The organism is Tersicoccus mangrovi, assembly GCF_036881825.1.
In the GTDB taxonomy this organism is placed as follows: Bacteria; Actinomycetota; Actinomycetes; order Actinomycetales; family Micrococcaceae; genus Tersicoccus; species Tersicoccus mangrovi.
In genome coordinates this window covers 100,529-116,387 of sequence record NZ_JBAJMW010000004.1, presented here as the reverse complement: position 1 = coordinate 116,387, position 15,859 = coordinate 100,529, and the positions used below count along the sequence as shown (strand labels likewise).

The 15,859-nt window shown below is 74.0% G+C and carries 13 protein-coding genes, 1 tRNA gene and 1 pseudogene; 5 read left to right on the top strand and 10 right to left on the bottom strand.

Features of this window, described 5'->3' with window-relative positions; translation table 11 throughout:
• Positions 1-19 precede the first annotated feature (19 nt).
• Positions 20-2,131 carry an acyl-CoA dehydrogenase family protein gene (locus V6N00_RS09040; protein ID WP_334231761.1) on the bottom strand — a complete coding sequence of 704 codons (2,112 nt, stop codon included), beginning with the start codon at positions 2,129-2,131 and terminating at the stop codon, positions 20-22.
• Entirely contained in the window at positions 2,128-2,841 is a 714-nt protein-coding gene (locus V6N00_RS09035) for a TetR/AcrR family transcriptional regulator (protein WP_334231760.1), read from the bottom strand. The genes V6N00_RS09040 and V6N00_RS09035 overlap by 4 nt, the downstream gene beginning before the upstream one ends.
• Positions 2,842-2,902: 61 nt before the next feature.
• Between V6N00_RS09035 and V6N00_RS09030 the strand changes: the two genes are divergently transcribed.
• Genes V6N00_RS09030 through V6N00_RS09015 form a run of 4 tightly spaced genes read left to right on the top strand, consistent with a single transcriptional unit; the run spans position 2,903 to position 8,216 of the window.
• Positions 2,903-4,276 (top strand): acetyl-CoA C-acetyltransferase, encoded by a 1,374-nt coding sequence (locus tag V6N00_RS09030; RefSeq protein ID WP_334231759.1) that lies wholly within the window; start codon positions 2,903-2,905, stop codon positions 4,274-4,276.
• A gap of 40 nt (positions 4,277-4,316) precedes the next feature.
• The gene (locus V6N00_RS09025) at positions 4,317-5,654 is read left to right on the top strand and encodes a 3-oxoacyl-ACP reductase (RefSeq protein ID WP_334231758.1); all 1,338 of its coding nucleotides are present in this window, start codon (positions 4,317-4,319) and stop codon (positions 5,652-5,654) included.
• Entirely contained in the window at positions 5,654-6,568 is a 915-nt protein-coding gene (locus V6N00_RS09020) for a MaoC family dehydratase (protein WP_334231757.1), read from the top strand. Before V6N00_RS09025 ends, V6N00_RS09020 begins: the two co-directional genes overlap by 1 nt.
• A gap of 58 nt (positions 6,569-6,626) precedes the next feature.
• Positions 6,627-8,216: a glycosyltransferase family 39 protein gene (locus V6N00_RS09015; RefSeq protein WP_334231756.1), complete on the top strand. Its 1,590-nt coding sequence runs from the start codon at positions 6,627-6,629 to the stop codon at positions 8,214-8,216.
• A gap of 98 nt (positions 8,217-8,314) precedes the next feature.
• On the opposite strand, the gene V6N00_RS09010 is transcribed toward V6N00_RS09015, so the two are convergent.
• From V6N00_RS09010 to V6N00_RS08980, 7 genes and pseudogenes are all read right to left on the bottom strand, one after another.
• Positions 8,315-8,399, bottom strand: a tRNA-Leu gene (locus V6N00_RS09010).
• A 113-nt stretch (positions 8,400-8,512) separates the two neighbouring features.
• Positions 8,513-9,661, bottom strand: coding sequence for a cysteine desulfurase family protein (locus tag V6N00_RS09005; protein WP_334231755.1), 1,149 nt, complete (start codon positions 9,659-9,661; stop codon positions 8,513-8,515).
• Positions 9,658-10,587, bottom strand: coding sequence for a carboxylating nicotinate-nucleotide diphosphorylase (gene nadC, locus V6N00_RS09000; protein ID WP_334231754.1), 930 nt, complete (start codon positions 10,585-10,587; stop codon positions 9,658-9,660). The genes V6N00_RS09005 and nadC overlap by 4 nt, the downstream gene beginning before the upstream one ends.
• Positions 10,578-12,128: an L-aspartate oxidase gene (locus tag V6N00_RS08995; RefSeq protein ID WP_334232222.1), complete on the bottom strand. Its 1,551-nt coding sequence runs from the start codon at positions 12,126-12,128 to the stop codon at positions 10,578-10,580. The genes nadC and V6N00_RS08995 overlap by 10 nt, the downstream gene beginning before the upstream one ends.
• Positions 12,129-12,185: 57 nt before the next feature.
• A pseudogene (locus V6N00_RS08990) lies at positions 12,186-12,268 on the bottom strand (hypothetical protein); the annotation flags it as partial.
• Between the two features lie 17 nt (positions 12,269-12,285).
• Positions 12,286-13,542, bottom strand: coding sequence for a quinolinate synthase NadA (nadA, locus tag V6N00_RS08985; RefSeq protein WP_334231753.1), 1,257 nt, complete (start codon positions 13,540-13,542; stop codon positions 12,286-12,288).
• On the bottom strand, positions 13,539-14,204 hold the full coding sequence (locus tag V6N00_RS08980; RefSeq protein ID WP_334231752.1) for an NUDIX hydrolase: 666 nt from the start codon (positions 14,202-14,204) through the stop codon (positions 13,539-13,541). Before V6N00_RS08980 ends, nadA begins: the two co-directional genes overlap by 4 nt.
• A 162-nt stretch (positions 14,205-14,366) precedes the next feature.
• Between V6N00_RS08980 and V6N00_RS08975 the strand changes: the two genes are divergently transcribed.
• A complete protein-coding gene (locus V6N00_RS08975; protein ID WP_334231751.1) occupies positions 14,367-15,557 on the top strand; it encodes an acyl-CoA dehydrogenase family protein in 1,191 nt (396 codons plus the stop codon).
• Between the two features lie 57 nt (positions 15,558-15,614).
• On the opposite strand, the gene V6N00_RS08970 is transcribed toward V6N00_RS08975, so the two are convergent.
• Positions 15,615-15,848, bottom strand: a complete 234-nt coding sequence (locus V6N00_RS08970) for a DUF5703 family protein (protein ID WP_334231750.1) — start codon at positions 15,846-15,848, stop codon at positions 15,615-15,617.
• Positions 15,849-15,859 lie beyond the last annotated feature (11 nt).

The following is a 15,859-nucleotide window of genomic DNA, read 5'->3' as shown; positions in this document are numbered from 1 at the left end:
CGTCTGACCTTCGGTGGTGTCAGGCCCCGCGCTTGGGGGACTCCCGCGCGTAGAGCACCTTCTCGTCGACCGGGGCGTCACCGTTCGCGCGCTGCTGCCGCTGATATGCCCGGGCCTCGTCCTGCCGGTGCGCCTCCGCGCCGGAGGAGATGGCCGCCCGAAGGTGGGCCTGCTCGTACCCGAAGGCATCGACGAGGTCCTGCGCGTGCGGCCGCAGCCGGGCGAGCAGCCGGTTGACGTAGCCGGAGAGGGTCCGGGCCCGCTGCATCGAGATGCGCCCGTGCATGAGGTACCAGCCGAGGTTGTCCTCGATCAGGGTGAGGCCGAACAGGTCGCGCACCCAGGTGAGCACGGTGCGGGTGCCCTCGTCCTCGATCGAGGCCAGGGCGGTGGTGAAGGCCTCCCACTGGAGCAGTTCGCCGTGCGCGCGGGCCGCCTCGATCAGCTCGTTCTGGTGCGAGTTGAACACCGATGCGGCCTTCTCCGCGGGCAGCTTGCGCGCGGCCCGCAGGTGCTGGGCGACCTCGGCCACCATGTCCTCGACCCGGCCGGTCAGCAGCGCCCGCTGGGCGCCCTCCTCGCGCAGGGCGTTGACGGCGAGGCGCTGGTCGCCGCGGTCCGAGAAGAACTGCACGGCCTGCCGCAGGCCGGACCGGCTGAAGGTGCGGTCCGCGGCCTGCCCGACGGCGTACCGGGCCATGGCACCGAAGTCGATGCCGCGGAAGTCGTTGGCATAGTCGGTCAGCAGGCGCTTGGCCACCAGCTGGAGGAGGACGTTGTTGTCGCCCTCGAACGTCGCGTAGACGTCCAGGTCGGCGCGCAGGCCGGTGAACCGGTTGGCCGAGAGGAACCCGGCCCCGCCGCACGCCTCGCGGGACTCCTGGATCGTGTCGAGCGCGTTCCAGGTGGAGAGGGCCTTCAGCGCCGCGGCGAGGGTCTCGAGATCCTGCCGGTCCTCGTCGGTGTCGTGGGCCCCGGAGAACACGTCGTCGAACCGGGCGAGCAGTTCCTCGTGGGCGAAGGAGCCGGCGTAGGTGCGGGCGATGCGGGTGATGAGCCGGCGCTGGTGGCGCTGGTAGTCCATCACCACCTCCTCCTCGCCCGTGCCCGTGCCGAACTGGCGGCGCTGGTTGGCGTAGGTGACGGCGATCTGCAGGGCGACCTTGCTCGCCGCGACGCTCGCCCCGTCGAGGGAGACCCGACCCTGCACGAGGGTGCCGAGCATCGTGAAGAAGCGGCGACCCGGGCTCGCGATGGGGGAGCTGTAGCTGCCGTCGGCGGTGACGGCGCCGTACCGGTCGAGCAGGTTGAAGCGGGGTACCCGGACGTGCGTGAAGTGCAGCCGGCCGTTGTCGATGCCGTTCAGGCCGCCCTTGTGACCGTCGTCCTCGCCGCCTATACCCGGCAGGAAGGCGTCCTCGTCGTTCCGGATCGGCACGTAGAAGGCGTGGACGCCGTGGTTGACGCCGCCCGTGACGAGCTGGGCGAACACGACGGCCGCCTTGCCGTGGAGGGCCGCATTGCCCAGGTAGTCCTTCCACGCCGCCCGGAACGGGGTGTGCAGGTCGAACTCCTCGGTGGTCGGGTCGTAGGTGGCGGTGGTGGCGATCGAGGCGACGTCGGACCCGTGCCCCGTCTCGGTCATCGCGAAGGCGCCCGGAACGGTCATGTCCATGATGCCCGGCAGCCACGCGTCCTGGTGGGCGTCGGTGCCCAGGTGCAGGACGGCGGAGCCGAACAGGCCCCACTGCACGCCCGCCTTGATCTGCAGGGACGGGTCGGCGACGACCAGCTCCTCGAAGCCGGCGATGTTGCCGCCGTGGTTCTCCTCGCCGCCGAGCCGCTTCGGGAACGCCCGGTGCACGGCGCCCTCGGCGACAAGGGTGTGCAGCTGGCCGAGGACGCGCTCGCGGTGCTCGCCCCAGGGCTGTCCCTCGATCTTCTGCAGGTCCTCCCGTGCGGCGAGCGCTCGTGCCTGACGGCGCACGTCGGCCCAGCGGCCGAGCAGCACGGTCTCCAGCGCCGGCACGTCCACGCGGGGCGCGTCGTCCAGCGACGGGGTGCGCGTCGGCGTCGTCGGCGCCGACTTCGTGCGGCTCGACGTGGGGGCGGTGGTGTCCACAGTGGTCATCGGTTGTCCTTCGTGGTGGGGGAGACGGCCTCGGTCGGGGAAGCCGCGGGAAGGGGAGTACGGGTGCCGGGCGAGCTCATGACGCCGTCGAGGAGCCAGCCGGTCAGCAGGTCGGCGAAGGCGTCGAGACCGGGCTTGTCGGGGCCGTCCGGGGTGGCCAGCCACTGCTCGCCGGCGTTGCGGACGAGCCCGATGGCGGCGGTCGGCCAGTAGGCCAGCACACGGGAGGCGTCTCCGACGGACCGCCGTCCCTCGACGTGGCGGCGCATCGGCTCGGACATCAGGGTCGAGACGGCGCGGAAGAAGTGGTGGATGTGGGCGCCGGTGGTGGGACCACCGGTGACGAACGCGTAGACGTTCGGGGACGCCGCCGCCAGGTCGAGATAGGCGTGGACCATGCCGTGCACGCCGTCGAGCGGGGACCGCGCGCTCACCGCGGCCTCGTGGAGCTCCTGCTCGAGACGGCCGAGCACGCGCTCGGCGACGGCCTGCTGCAGTCCTGCCTTGTCGCCGAAGTACCGGTAGAACACGGACTTGGACGTGCCCGACGCCGCCGCGATCTCGTCCATCGACGCCTCGGGACCGAGGCGGTGGACGGCCCGTCGCGCCAGGCGCACCAGCTCCACGCGGCGCGCGGTGCGATGGGCGCGCCACCGGATCGAGCGGCCGTCCGCTTCGGGGTGCGCAGGGCGCAGTCCGGTCGAGTTCACGGTACCCAGCGTATCAGGTACGCTGGGTACCGGTAACCACCCGATGGAAGGACGGCACTCCATGCCCCAGGACGCATCCGGCAACCCGACGCCGAGCACTCCCAGCACGCCCGCCACCACGCCCGCCGCCACGCCCGCCGCCACCCGGCGGGCCGTCGTCGTCGGCGGCAACCGGATCCCCTTCGCCCGTGCCAACGGCCCCTACTCCCGCGTGTCCAACCAGGACATGCTGACCGCGGCGATCGACGGCCTGGTCGCGCGGTTCGGGTTGGCGGGGGAGCGGATCGGGGAGGTCGCCGCGGGTGCCGTGCTCAAGCACTCCCGGGACTTCAACCTGACCCGCGAGGCCGTCCTCGGCTCCGCGCTGGACCCCGCCACCCCCGCGTACGACCTCCAGCAGGCCTGTGCCACGGGGCTGGAGACCGTCGTCGGGCTCGCCAACAAGATCCGGCTGGGCCAGATCGAGTCGGGCATCGCCGGTGGCGTGGACAGCGCGTCCGATGCCCCCATCGCGGTCAGCGAGGGTCTCCGCCAGGTGCTGCTGGAGCTCGGCCGGGCGAAGACCACCCAGCAGAAGCTCGCCGCCGTGGTCAAGCTGCGCCCCCGTGACCTCGCGCCGAACGCGCCGTCGACCGGCGAGCCGCGCACCGGCCTGTCGATGGGCGAGCACCAGGCGCTGACGACGGCGCTGTGGGAGATCAGCCGCGAGGCGCAGGACGAGCTGGCGCTGGCCAGCCACCGCAATCTCGCCGCCGCGTGGGACCGCGGGTTCTTCGACGATCTGACCACCTCCTATCGAGGCGTCACCCGCGACACCAACCTCCGGGCCGACAGCAGCATGGAGAAGCTGGCCAAGCTCTCCCCGGTGTTCGGCAAGTCGCTGTCCACCCCGGCGACGATGACCGCGGGCAACTCGACTCCGCTGACCGACGGGGCCTCGGCAGTGCTGCTGGCGTCGGAGGACTGGGCGCAGCATCACGACCTGCCCATGCTGGCCGACGTCATCGACGCCGAGGCCGCCGCCGTGGACTTCGTCAACGGGGCCGAGGGACTGCTGATGGCGCCGGTGTATGCCGTGCCGCGCCTGCTCGCCCGCAACGGCCTGAGCCTGGCGGACTTCGACTACTACGAGATCCACGAGGCCTTCGCGTCCACCGTGCTCTCCGCGCTCGCCGCGTGGGAGGACGCCGAGTACTGCCGCACCCGGCTCGGGCTCGAGGCGCCGCTCGGCTCGATCGACCGGAGCAAGCTCAACGTCAACGGGTCGTCGCTGGCCGCGGGGCACCCCTTCGCCGCGACCGGCGGCCGGATCGTCGGGGCGCTCGCCAAGCAGCTCGCGGAGACCGCCGCCTCGACGGGGCGCCGCACCCGCGGCCTCGTGTCGGTGTGCGCGGCCGGCGGCCAGGGCGTCGTCGCCGTCCTCGAGTCACACTGACCCGGCCACCGAAGCATCCCGGACACCTGGAAGGAGCGCCATGACCGACACCTACCTCAACCTCGTCAACGCCGCCCCGTTCGCGGGCGTGGCGAAGCGCCTCGGGCTCCCGCGCCCCGTCGAGCTGCGCCGGTACCGCCCCGGCGCCCCGCTCGTCGACGGACCGGTGCTGCTCGTCGGCACCGGCGCCGGCGCGCAGGAGCTCGCCGACGAACTGCTGGGCTGGGACCTGGACGTCGTCCGGCACCACCGCCCGAAGCAGCGACTCGGCGCGATCGTGCTGGTCCTCGACGACGTCACCGATCCCACCGCCCTCTCGGCGCCCGTGCTCGCCGCCGCCGAGGCGCTGCGCGACCTGCGACCGGGCGGCCGCGTCGTCACCCTGTCCCGGCCGGCGGCCGACACGACCGACCCGGCGATGGCCGCGGCCCGGCGCGGTGTCGAGGGCCTGCTGCGGTCCCTGGCCCACGAACTGCGCGGCGGCGCGACCGGCAACGGCATCCTCGTCCGCGACGGGCTGCCCGTCACGGTGACCTCGGTGGTCGGCGCCCTGCGGTTCCTGCTCTCGGGCCGCAGCGCCTTCGTGGACGGGCAGTTCCTCACCGTCGTCGACGGCCAGGGCACCCCGGACCCGGACGCGGACCGACCGCTGACCGGCAAGGTCGCCGTCGTCACGGGCGCCGCCCGCGGGATCGGCGCGGCGATCGCCCGCACGCTGCACCGCGACGGCGCCCACGTCATCGCGGTCGACGTGCCGGCCGCGGGGGAGGCGCTGGCCGGGGTCGCCAACGAACTCGGCGGCACCGCCCTCCAGCTGGACATCACCGCCCCGGACGCCGGGGAGCGGATCCTCGCCCACGCCCGGGACCGGCACGGGCGGCTCGACGTCGTCGTGCACAACGCCGGCATCACCCGCGACAAGCTGCTGGCCAACATGGACGCCGCGCGCTGGGACTCGGTGATCGCGGTCAACATCGCCGCGCAGCTGCGAATGAACGAGCAGTTCCTCGCCTCGGACGTGTTCGGCGCCGGCGGGCGGATCGTCAGTCTCGCCTCGACGAGCGGCATCGCGGGCAACCGCGGGCAGACCAACTACGCCGCCTCCAAGGCCGGCGTGATGGGGATGGTCGCCGCGACGGCCGGGCTGATGCCGGCGGGCGCGACCGTCAACGCGGTCGCTCCGGGCTTCATCGAGACCGAGATGACGGCGCGGATCCCGTTCGCGACCCGCGAGGTGGCCCGACGACTGAACAGCCTGCAGCAGGGCGGACGGCCGACCGACGTGGCCGAGGCCATCGCGTTCCTGGCCAGCGACGCCGCCGGCGGCATCACCGGGCAGACGCTGCGCGTGTGCGGGCAGAACCTGGTGGGCGCCTGATGGCCGCGCCGTCGCGGACGGTCGAGTTGTCATCCCTGCCCTCCCTCGCCGGGATCTACGCCCGGCAGGTGCCCGCCGCCCTCGCCGGCGCCGTGCGGCGGGACCGGTCCGTCGGTGCGCTGCCCGCTGTCGCCTACCGGGCGACCGGCCTGCGCCCCGACGCCGCGCGGCTGACGGACTTCGGCCACCTGACCCGGGCGCCCGGCACGGACGTGCTGCCGGCCGGTTTCGTCCACGCCACCGTGTTCCCGGTCGCGATGGCCCTGATGGCCCGGGACGACTTCCCGCTCCCGCTCCCCGGCCTCGTCCACCTGCGCAACCTCTGGACGCAGCGGCGCCCGCTCACCCTGGACAGGGCGCTGGCGGTGACCACATGGGCGGAGGACCTGCGACCCCACCGGTCCGGCACGCTCGTCGACGTCGTCAGCGAGATCCGGGACGAGCGCGACGGCGCAGGCGACGCGGGGGAGCGGCCCGTCGCCGTCGACCGGTCCACCTACCTGGCCCGCGGGCGCTTCATGTCCGGGGCGGACCGGCTGCAGGGGGAGGAGCGGCCCTCGTTCACACCGCCGGTGCCGACGGGCCAGTGGCGGCTGGGCGCCGACGCCGGACGACGGTTCGCCGCGGTCAGCGGGGACTGGAACCCCATCCACGTCAGCGCTCCGACGGCACGCCTGCTCGGCATGAAGGGCGCGATCGCGCACGGCATGTACACGGCGTCCCGGGGCCTGGCGACGATCCGCCTCCCCGAGGCGTACACCTGGGACGTCTCCTTTGCGGCTCCCGTCGTCCTTCCCGCGACGGTCGCCGTGCGCGTCGACGGGACACCGCACGACACCGACGGAGCCCGGTTCACCGGCTGGAACCCGCGGTCCGGACTGCTGCACCTGACGTCGAGCGTGACCACCGCCTGACCCCGGGAGCGCCATGCTAGATTGACGCCGACCACTCGCCCCGGCATCAGGACGGTCCATGGCCACGGCATCCGCCAACCGCGTCGCCGGGCGCGCGTCGCGACTTGAGGGCATCGACCACGTGCTGGCCGCTGTGCTCGCGATCGTGGCCGGTCTCGTCAGTGCCCTCTTCTCGTGGGTGCCGTCGTTCTGGACGGACGAGGCGGCGTCGATCGCCAGCGCGGACCGCCCACTCGCCGAGATCGGCGCCCTCATCGGATCGATCGACGCCGTGCACGCCGTCTACTACGTGGCGCTGCACGTCTGGAGCCTCGTGGTGGGCGACGACGAGTTCGGCATCCGGGCGCTCAGCGTCGCAGCGGTCGTGCTGGCGACGGCCGGGATGTACTGGCTCGGCCGGCTCACCGGGGGCCGTGCCCTCGGCGTCGCCGGGGCCCTCGTGTTCGCCCTCCTGCCGCGGGTCACGTGGGCGGGCATCGAGGCGCGGCCGTTCGCCCTCGCGCTGGCCGCCGCCGTCTGGGCCACCGTGCTGCTCGTCGTGGCCGCGCGTCGTCGTCGTGCCGGGTGGTGGATCGCCTACGCCGTCGTCGCCGGCCTGGCCGTCGCGACGAACATCTATGCCGCCCTGCTCGTCGTGGCGCACGGGCTCACCCTGCTGCTGCTCCGCTCCGGTCGCGGTGTGCTGCTGCGCTGGCTCGGCGCCGCCGTGGCCGCGGCCGTGCTCAGCTCACCGGTCCTGGTGCTGGCCCTCTCCGAGAGCGGCCAGATCGCCGACAACAGGATCGGTGCGGGGGAGTGGCTGCGCAACGTCGTGGTCAACCAGTGGTTCCTCGGCGGAACCCCCACCGGGGTGCTTCCCGAACACGGCACCCCGGTGTGGCAGGTCGCCGCCCTCGCCGCGGCCGGCATCGGCTGGCTGCTCGTCCTCGTCGGTGTCGTCGGCGCGCTCCGGGGCCGGCACGGCGCCACCGGACCCGGGGTGTCGAGACCCTCGGTGTCGACGAGCGTGGCCTGGGGCGTACCGGCCGTCGTGCTGCCGACCGCCGCGCTCGGCGCCTCCCTCCTGCTGGCCGACCCGATCTACAACCCGCGGTATCTGACCTTCACGAGTTTCGCCGTCGCGGTGCTGATCGGCGCCGGCCTGCTCGTCCTGCGACGGAACGCTCTCCGCGTCGTCGCCGTGCTGCTGCTCGTGGTCGCGGTCGCGCCCGTCTGGTGGTCGCAGCGCACCCCGGATGCCAAGAGCGGCAGCGACTACCGGGCGGCTGCCGAGTACCTCCGCGACCACGCCCAGCCGGGTGACGGCATCTACTACAGCGCGCTCACGACCGAGCCCGGGCGCCTGGTCGGCGCCACGACGAGGCGCGTCGCCGTCGCGTACCCGCAGGACCTCAGTCGCCTGACGGATGTGACGTGGGCGGAGGACGCCACGTCCGCCGACACGATCGACGACCTCTCGCGTCCGCTGGCCCAGGTGTCGAATCGGCTCAGAACGGAGGATCGGCTGTGGGTCGTCCGCCGGGTCGACACGCCGCAGGCGCAGCGCTCGGCCGACGACGCGGTCCTGCGAGCGGCCGGCCTGACCGGGGGCCGCACGGTCTACTCGGGCAGCTTCGAGCAGATCGCCGAGTACACCCGGGCCGGCTGACCGAATCCGCCCACGGCCTTCGAGGACGCCGGAATCGGATGCCGGTCGTGAACGACGGAAGCCCCGGACCAGTGGCCCGGGGCTTCCGTCGTTCATCGTGCGCGGAGGGGGACTTGAACCCCCACCCTCTATGCGAGGACTAGCACCTCAAGCTAGCGCGTCTGCCTATTCCGCCACCCGCGCGAGTGGCTCTCCGTCGCCGGAGCAGCGTCAAGAACTCTAACACGGATGCGGCCTGCTTCCCGCATCGGCGGAGCCCCGCGGCGCGCCGTCGTCCGCGGGTGACCGGGCCACAGTCAGGCCAGCGACCGGACCAGGCCGACGGCGTCCCGCAGGGCGGCGGCCGTGGTCGCCAGCTCGGCAGTCGTCGTCGCCGGGCCGAGGCTCACCCGAACGGCGGACCGGGCGAGATCCGGATCGATCCCCATGGCCAGCAGGACGGGGGAGGGTTCGTCGGAGCCGGCGGCGCACGCCGATCCGCTCGAGACGGCGATGCCCCGAACGTCCAGCTCCACCAGCAGGGACTCCCCGCTGATGCCGGCGAAGCAGAACGAGGCGCTGCCGGGCAGGCGGTGCTCGTCCGAGCCGGTGAGGATCGCGCCGGGCACGGAAGCGAGCACCTCGGCGACGAAGGCGTCCCGCCGGGCGGCGAGCGCGTCGCCGTCCCGCTCCCGGGCCAGCCGGTCCTGCTCCGCGAGCCGGAGCGCGACGGCGAGGCCGACGGCGCCGGCGACGTCCTCGGTGCCGCTGCGCCGTCCCCGCTGCTGCCCACCGCCGTGCAGCAGCGGTTCGACGGGCACGCGGGACCGGACCGCGAGGGCGCCGGTGCCGCGCAGGGCGCCCACCTTGTGCCCGGCGATCGAGACGGCGTCCACGCCGAGGTCGGCCAGCCCGACCGGGAGGACACCGGCGGCCTGCACCGCGTCGGTGTGCACCGGGACACCGCCCGCGTGTGCGAGCCCGGCGAGCTCGCGGACGGGCTGGACGGTGCCCACCTCGTTGTTGGCGAGCTGGACGGTGACCAGGGTCGTGTCGTCGCGGATCGCCGCGGCCGCCGCGTCGAGATCGACGCGGCCGGTTCCGTCGACCGGCAGGACGGTGATCGCGAAGCCCTGCCGCGCCAGGGCCGCGCAGCTCTCGAGGACGGCGGGATGCTCGACGGCGCTCGTGACGACGTGCCGGCCGCGGGGACGCGCCAGGGCGATGCCCTTGATCGCGAGGTTGTCGCCCTCGGTACCGCCGGACGTCAGCACGACCTCACCCGGCCGGCATCCCAGCACCCGGGCGATGTCCGCGATCGCCGCGGTCAGCGCTCCGGCGGCAGCCACCCCGGGCCCGTGCCGGCTCGAGGGGTTGGCAGTCCCCCCGGCCAGGTGCGGCCACACCGCCTCGAGCACCTCGCGGCGCACCGGGCTCGTCGCGGCGTGGTCCAGGTAGATGGTCATGCCGGGGCGCCCTGCCGCACCGCCGCCTGGTCCTCGGCTTCGTCGTCCGCCGCGTCGCCGGCACCCTGCACGACCACGTCGTCGGCGTCCAGCCCGAGGTCCAGGGCCCGGGCGCTGTGGGTGAGGGCGCCGACCGCGATCACGTCGACGCCCGTCGCGGCGATCGCCCCCACGGTGGACAGGTCGACCCCGCCGCTGGCCTCGACGATCGCGCGGCCGTCGATCAGCGCCACGCCCGTCACCAGGTCCTCGAGCGAGAAGTTGTCCAGCATCACGGTCTGCGCGCCGCCGGCCAGCACCGCCTCGATCTGGTCGAGGCGGTCCACCTCGACCTCGAGGTGCGCCGTGTGGGGCAGCTGCTCGCGGACGCGCCGCAGGGCGGTCGTGAGGTCGGCGCCCCCGGCGGTCAGCACCGCGAGGTGGTTGTCCTTGGCCATCACGGCGTCCGAGAGGCTGAACCGGTGGTTGCGGCCCCCGCCGGCGACGACGGCGTGCCGGTCGAAGGCCCGCAGGCCCGGCGTCGTCTTCCGGGTGTCGGCGATCCGGGCACGGGTGCCCGCGACCTCGGCGACGTAACGAGCGGTGAGGGTGGCGACCCCGCTCATCCGCTGCACGAAGTTCAGCGCCACCCGCTCGCCGGTCAGCACCCCCCGCGCGGGGCCGGACACGGTCGCCAGCACGTCGCCGGCGGCGAAGGCGGCCCCGTCCGGTTCGCGCAGGGCGACCGTGATCCGCGGGTCCGTCAGGGCGAAGGCCGCCATGAACACGTCGCCCCCGGCCAGCACGCCCGGCTCCCGGGCGACGAGCGTGGCGCGCAGGGTGGCGTCGGCGGGGATGAGGGTCTCGGCCGTGAGGTCGCCCCAGGGGGCGTCCTCGGCCAGGGCGGCGCCGACGGCGCGGTCGATGAGGGTGCGGGTCAGAGCCATGGGGTACCTCCGGGAACAGGGACGGGAACGGGCAGCAGGGGCGGGCCGTCGACGGGTGCCGACGTTCCCGCTGCAGCAGGGACCGGGTCGATGACGGGGGTGTCGACCACGGGCGCGACGGGCAACCGGAGGAACCGGGAGGACGCCTGCCGAGGGTCGACGGCGGGGTGGTCACGACGGGCGTGGGCGCCGCGGGACTCGGTGCGCGCCCGCGCGGCGTGGACGAGCAGCGACCCGGCCAGGAGCAGATTCGCGTCCTCGTGGGCCAGCGGCGTCGCGGGGGAGGGGCCGGCGGCGCGCCAGGCGGTGAGGACCGCGGCGGCACGACGGAGGCCTTCGTCGTCCCGGGCGAGTCCCGCGTGGGTCCACAGCAGATCCTGCAGTGCCGTACGGGAGAACGGTGGCACGGGCTCGGGATGGGGGGTAGCGCCCGACGCGTCGAGGTCGACGGTCTCGACGCGCCCGCCGGTGACGGACGGCCCGTTCGTCACGGGCCAGGCGTGGCCACCGTCGTGCACGATCGCCCGGCCGGAGCGGTCGGCCGTCACGAGAGCCTCGAGCAGGGAGTTGGAGGCGAGCCGGTTGGCGCCGTGTACCCCGGTGCGGGCGACCTCGCCGACCGCCCACAGTCCGGGTACGGAGGTGCGGCCGTCCGCGTCGACCGCGACCCCGCCCATCCAGTAGTGCGCCGCAGGCGCCACCGGGATCGGCTCCCGGCTCCAGTCCAGGCCAGCGGCACAAACCGACGCGTCGATCGTCGGGAAGCGGGAGGCCAGGTCCGGCACGCCGCGCGCATCGAGCAGGACCGGCTCACCGCCCTGCCGCGCCATCCGGTCCGCGATGGCCCGGGCGACGACGTCCCGCGGGGCGAGCTCAGCGGACGGGTGGACGTCGACCATGAACCGGCGGCCGCCGCCGTCCAGCAGCACCGCACCGGCGCCACGGACGGCCTCGGAGACGAGGGGAGTGCCGGGCACCGCGAGCGCCGTCGGGTGGAACTGCAGGAACTCCAGGTCGGCCAGGACGGCGCCGGCGCGGGCGGCGAGGGCGACCCCGTCCGCCGTGGCACCGTCCGGGTTGGTCGTGTGCCGGAAGAGCTGGCCGGCGCCGCCGGTGGCGAGCACGACGGCGTCGGCGAGGACGTCGCGGCGGAATCCGCCGGCCAGCACCGTCGCCCCCGCGACGTGACCCCTGTCGAGGATCAGGTCCGTCACCGTCGCCTGCTCGAGCACGGTGACGGGTGATCGGCGCACGGCGGCCGTGAGCACGGACGCCAGCGCCGCCCCGGTCGCATCACCCCCGGCGTGCAGCACCCGTGCCACCCCGTGCGGGCCTCGCGGCCCCGGTCCGGGCCGTCCGGGCCGCCGTCGAAGACGAGCCCGAGCGCCGTCAGGTCCGCGATCCGGGCCGGACCGTCGGCGGCGAGCCGGTCCGCGGCGGAACGGTCGACCAGCCCCGCCCCGGCCGCGACGGTGTCCGCCGCGTGCAGCGCCGGGCTGTCGTCCGGGCCGGTGGCCGCGGCGATGCCCCCTTGCGCCCAGGCGGTGTTCCCCGTCCCCAGCGTGTCCTTCGTCACGAGGGTGACGTCGGCGGCGCTTCCGCCGGCCGGGTCGGCGACCCGCAGCGCGACGGACAGGCCTGCCGCGCCGCCGCCGACGACGAGGATGCGGGGCCGGGTCACGGGCCGCCGGGCCGGGCTCACGGCGTCGCCGCCAGCATCCGCTCGAGCGCGACCCGGGCGTGGCCCGCGGTCCGCTCGTCGACGGTGATGCGGTTGACCACCTCGCCCGCGACGAGCCGTTCGAGCACCCACGCGAGGTAGCCGGGGTGGATCCGGTACATCGTCGAGCACGGGCACACGACCGGGTCCAGGCAGAAGATCGTGTGCTGCGGGTACTGGTTCGCGAGCCGGTTGACCAGGTTGATCTCGGTGCCGATCGCGAAGGTCGTCGGTTCGGTCGCCGCCGCGATCGCCTTGACCAGGTAGTCGGTCGAGCCGGACCCGTCGGCCGCGTCCACGACCGGCATCGGGCACTCGGGGTGCACGAGGACCCGCACGTTCGGGTGCTCGGCACGGGCCCGGTCGATCTGATCGACGGTGAACCGCTTGTGCACCGAGCAGAACCCGTGCCACAGGATCACCCGGGCGGCCGCGAGGTCCTCCTCGGTGTTGCCGCCGAGGACCTTGCGCGGGTTCCACATCGGCATCGCCTCGACCGGCACGCCCATCGCCTTCGCGGTGTTCCGTCCCAGGTGCTGGTCGGGGAAGAACAGCACCCGCTGTCCCCGCTCGAACGCCCACGTCAGCACCGTGGCGGCGTTCGAGGAGGTGCAGACGATGCCGCCGTGCTCGCCGCAGAACGCCTTCAGCGCCGCGGAGGAGTTCATGTAGGTGACCGGGACGACGGGGACCCGGCCGTCGGCGTCGGGCTCCGTGCCGTACAGCTCGGTCAGCTCCTCCCAGCAGGACTCGACCGAGTCCAGGTCCGCCATGTCGGCCATGGAGCAGCCGGCGGCGAGGTTGGGCAGGATGACGGCCTGCTCCGGCCCGGAGAGCATGTCCGCGGTCTCGGCCATGAAGTGGACGCCGCAGAAGACGATCGCCTCGGCCTCGGGGTGCTGCCGGGCGGCGCGGGCCAGCTGGAACGAGTCGCCGACGGCGTCGGCGTGCTGGATCACCTCGTCGCGCTGGTAGAAGTGGCCGAGCACGACGACGCGGTCGCCGAGGGCGTCCTTCGCCGCGCGGATCCGGGCGTGCAGCTCGTCCGTCGACGCCTCCCGGTAGGCCTCCGGCAGGCCGCCCTGGCGGGGCGCCGTGCCGGGGATCGTGTCGGCCTGGCTGGCGCCTGGCCCGTAGCCGGGGCGCGTGTCGATCGCCCACGGGTCGTCCGCCAGCGCGGGGGAGCACGTCGACGCGCTCGGCGCGGTGCGGATCTGGATGTCGACTGAGGTCATCGAAGGAGCTCCTCCTGGGCGGTGGACCGGTAGAGAGCGGGCGGCCGGTGCCTGCCGCCCGCCTGGAAGCGGCCGGTCGGTTCGACCGTGCCGCTGGCCTCGACCTGACGGCGGAAGTTCGCCGCGTCGAGACGACGGGAGAGGATCGCCTCGGTGACCCCGCGCAGGTCGGCGAGGGTGAACTCGTCGGTGAGCAGGGCGTGGGCGATCCGGGTGTAGCCGACCTTCGCGCGCAGCCGCTTGAGCGCCCACATGACGATCTCGTCGTGGTCGAAGGCCAGTTCGGGCACCTGGTCGGCGTCGAACCAGGCGACGTTCTCGCCGAGCCGGGCGCGCTCGGCCTCGTCGTCGCGCACCAGCGCCCAGTAGACGATCGACACGACGCGGTCGGAAGGGCTGCGCTCGACGGCGCCGAAGGTGTAGAGCTGCTCGAGGTGGCGCGGGTCCAGGCCGGTGGTCTCGCGCAGGTTGCGGCGCGCCGCGTCCCGGAGGGACTCGGTGGGGTGGAGGGGACCGCCGGGAAGCGCCCACCGGCCCAGGTACGGCTGCCGGACCCGCCGCACCAGCGGCAGCTCCAGATGGCCGCGCTCGCCCTCCTGCTCGCGGTGCACGCGGAAGATCACCGTCGACACCGCGATCGCGGGACTCGGATCCTCGGGCATGGCCCTCCTGCCGGTTGCGGGGCACCAGGTTGTCGACCCCCGGCCACCGCTAGTTAAAGTCATGACGACTTGAACAGCGTTGAAAGGAGCCTACTCCCGTTGTGGTCCAGATGACATGAAGTCGGCCGATCCCGTGCAGTCACGCATCAGTACGCTGGAACGATGAGTGCTGCGCGCGTTCCCGACGCCGTCGTCGATCCCACCGAGCCGGGCCGACGCCTCCTGACCGACGAGCTCCTCGCCCGGATCCACGACCGCGCCCCCGGCTATGACGAGGCCAACGCGTTCTTCGCGGAGGACCTGGACGACCTGCGCGCGGCCGGTTACCTCGGCCTGTGCGCCCCGCCGGCGTACGGCGGAGCCGGCGCGGGCCTGCGGCAGACGAGCGACGCGCAGCGCCGGCTCGCCGCGGCGGCCCCCGCGACGGCCCTGGGCATCAACATGCACCTGGTGTGGACGTCGGTCGCCCGGATCCTCGCCGAGCGCGGCATCGACACCCTCGACTTCGTGCTCCGCGAGGCCGCGGCGGGCGAGCTGTTCGCCTTCGGCGTCTCCGAGCCCGCCAACGACCTGATGCTCTTCGACTCGACCACGACGGCCCGGCCCGAGGCGGGTGGTGGTTACCGCTACACCGGGCGGAAGATCTTCACCTCCCTGTCCCCGGCGTGGACCCGGCTCGGCGTGCACGGGCGCGAGGAGACCCCGGACGGCCCCCGGCTCGTGTGGGGCTTCATCGACCGCGCCGACGGCGGGACCCGCTCGCTGGGGGACTGGGACACGCTCGGGATGCGGGCGAGCCAGTCGCACACCACCGAACTGGAGGACGCGCTCGTGCGCGCGGACCGGGTGATCGCGACCCTGCCGGTCGGCCCCGTGCCGGACCCGCTCGTTTTCGGCATCTTCGCGGCGTTCGAGGTCCTGCTGGCCAGCGTCTACGCCGGCATCGCCGAACGCGCGGTCCAGCTGGCGGTGGAGGCGGCGCGCCGGCGGACCTCGCGGCGCTCGGGGGCGGCCCTCGACCAGGACCCGGACACCCGATACCGCATCGCGGAGGCGCAGCTGCTCGTCGACGGGCTGCTCGCGGACCTCGCCGCGACGGCGGACGACGTCGACGACCGCGTCGACCACGGCGCCCGGTGGTTCTCCCGGCTCTCCGGGGTCAAGGTGCGGGTCACGCGCACCGCACGGGAGGTCGTCGACCTCGCCCTGGCGGTCGGCGGCGGTGCGGGGTTCACCCGTACCTCCGAGCTGGCCCGGCTGCACCGCGACGTGACGGCCGGCGCCTACCACCCGTCCAGCGACTCGTCAGCCCACGCGACCATGGCGACCGCCCTGCTCGGGCCGCTCGCCTGAGCAACGACGCTGTCGACACGACGGCGTCGAGTGCCCGGGGAGGCGCCCGCCGACGGGTCAGGCGGTGCGCTCGATGCGCATCACCTTGCGCCGCAGCCAGTACCGGCGAGCACCGCCCATGTAGAGGCGCGTGCGCTCCAGTTCCCACTTGCCGTACTCGGCGTGCTCGGTCAGCATCTGACGCGCTTCACCCCGCGTGGCCTGCGGCGGAACACTGAGCACGAGGTATTCGTACTGTCGCGCGAAGTCCCGCTCGCGGCGCACCGAGGTCCCACCAATTTGTTGCCTCATGGCACCCCATT

Excerpts from the sequence above, each read along its gene's own strand:
- V6N00_RS09025 (WP_334231758.1), top strand. The coding sequence starts at position 4,317 with ATGACCGACACCTACCTCAACCTCGTCAACGCCGCCCCGTTCGCGGGC.
- nadA (WP_334231753.1), bottom strand. The coding sequence starts at position 13,542 with ATGACCTCAGTCGACATCCAGATCCGCACCGCGCCGAGCGCGTCGACG.
- nadC (WP_334231754.1), bottom strand. The coding sequence starts at position 10,587 with ATGGCTCTGACCCGCACCCTCATCGACCGCGCCGTCGGCGCCGCCCTG.
- V6N00_RS09005 (WP_334231755.1), bottom strand. The coding sequence starts at position 9,661 with ATGACCATCTACCTGGACCACGCCGCGACGAGCCCGGTGCGCCGCGAG.
- V6N00_RS09020 (WP_334231757.1), top strand. The coding sequence starts at position 5,654 with ATGGCCGCGCCGTCGCGGACGGTCGAGTTGTCATCCCTGCCCTCCCTC.
- V6N00_RS08970 (WP_334231750.1), bottom strand. The coding sequence starts at position 15,848 with ATGAGGCAACAAATTGGTGGGACCTCGGTGCGCCGCGAGCGGGACTTC.
- V6N00_RS08980 (WP_334231752.1), bottom strand. The coding sequence starts at position 14,204 with ATGCCCGAGGATCCGAGTCCCGCGATCGCGGTGTCGACGGTGATCTTC.
- V6N00_RS09030 (WP_334231759.1), top strand. The coding sequence starts at position 2,903 with ATGCCCCAGGACGCATCCGGCAACCCGACGCCGAGCACTCCCAGCACG.
- V6N00_RS09015 (WP_334231756.1), top strand. The coding sequence starts at position 6,627 with ATGGCCACGGCATCCGCCAACCGCGTCGCCGGGCGCGCGTCGCGACTT.
- V6N00_RS09040 (WP_334231761.1), bottom strand. The coding sequence starts at position 2,131 with ATGACCACTGTGGACACCACCGCCCCCACGTCGAGCCGCACGAAGTCG.
- V6N00_RS08975 (WP_334231751.1), top strand. The coding sequence starts at position 14,367 with ATGAGTGCTGCGCGCGTTCCCGACGCCGTCGTCGATCCCACCGAGCCG.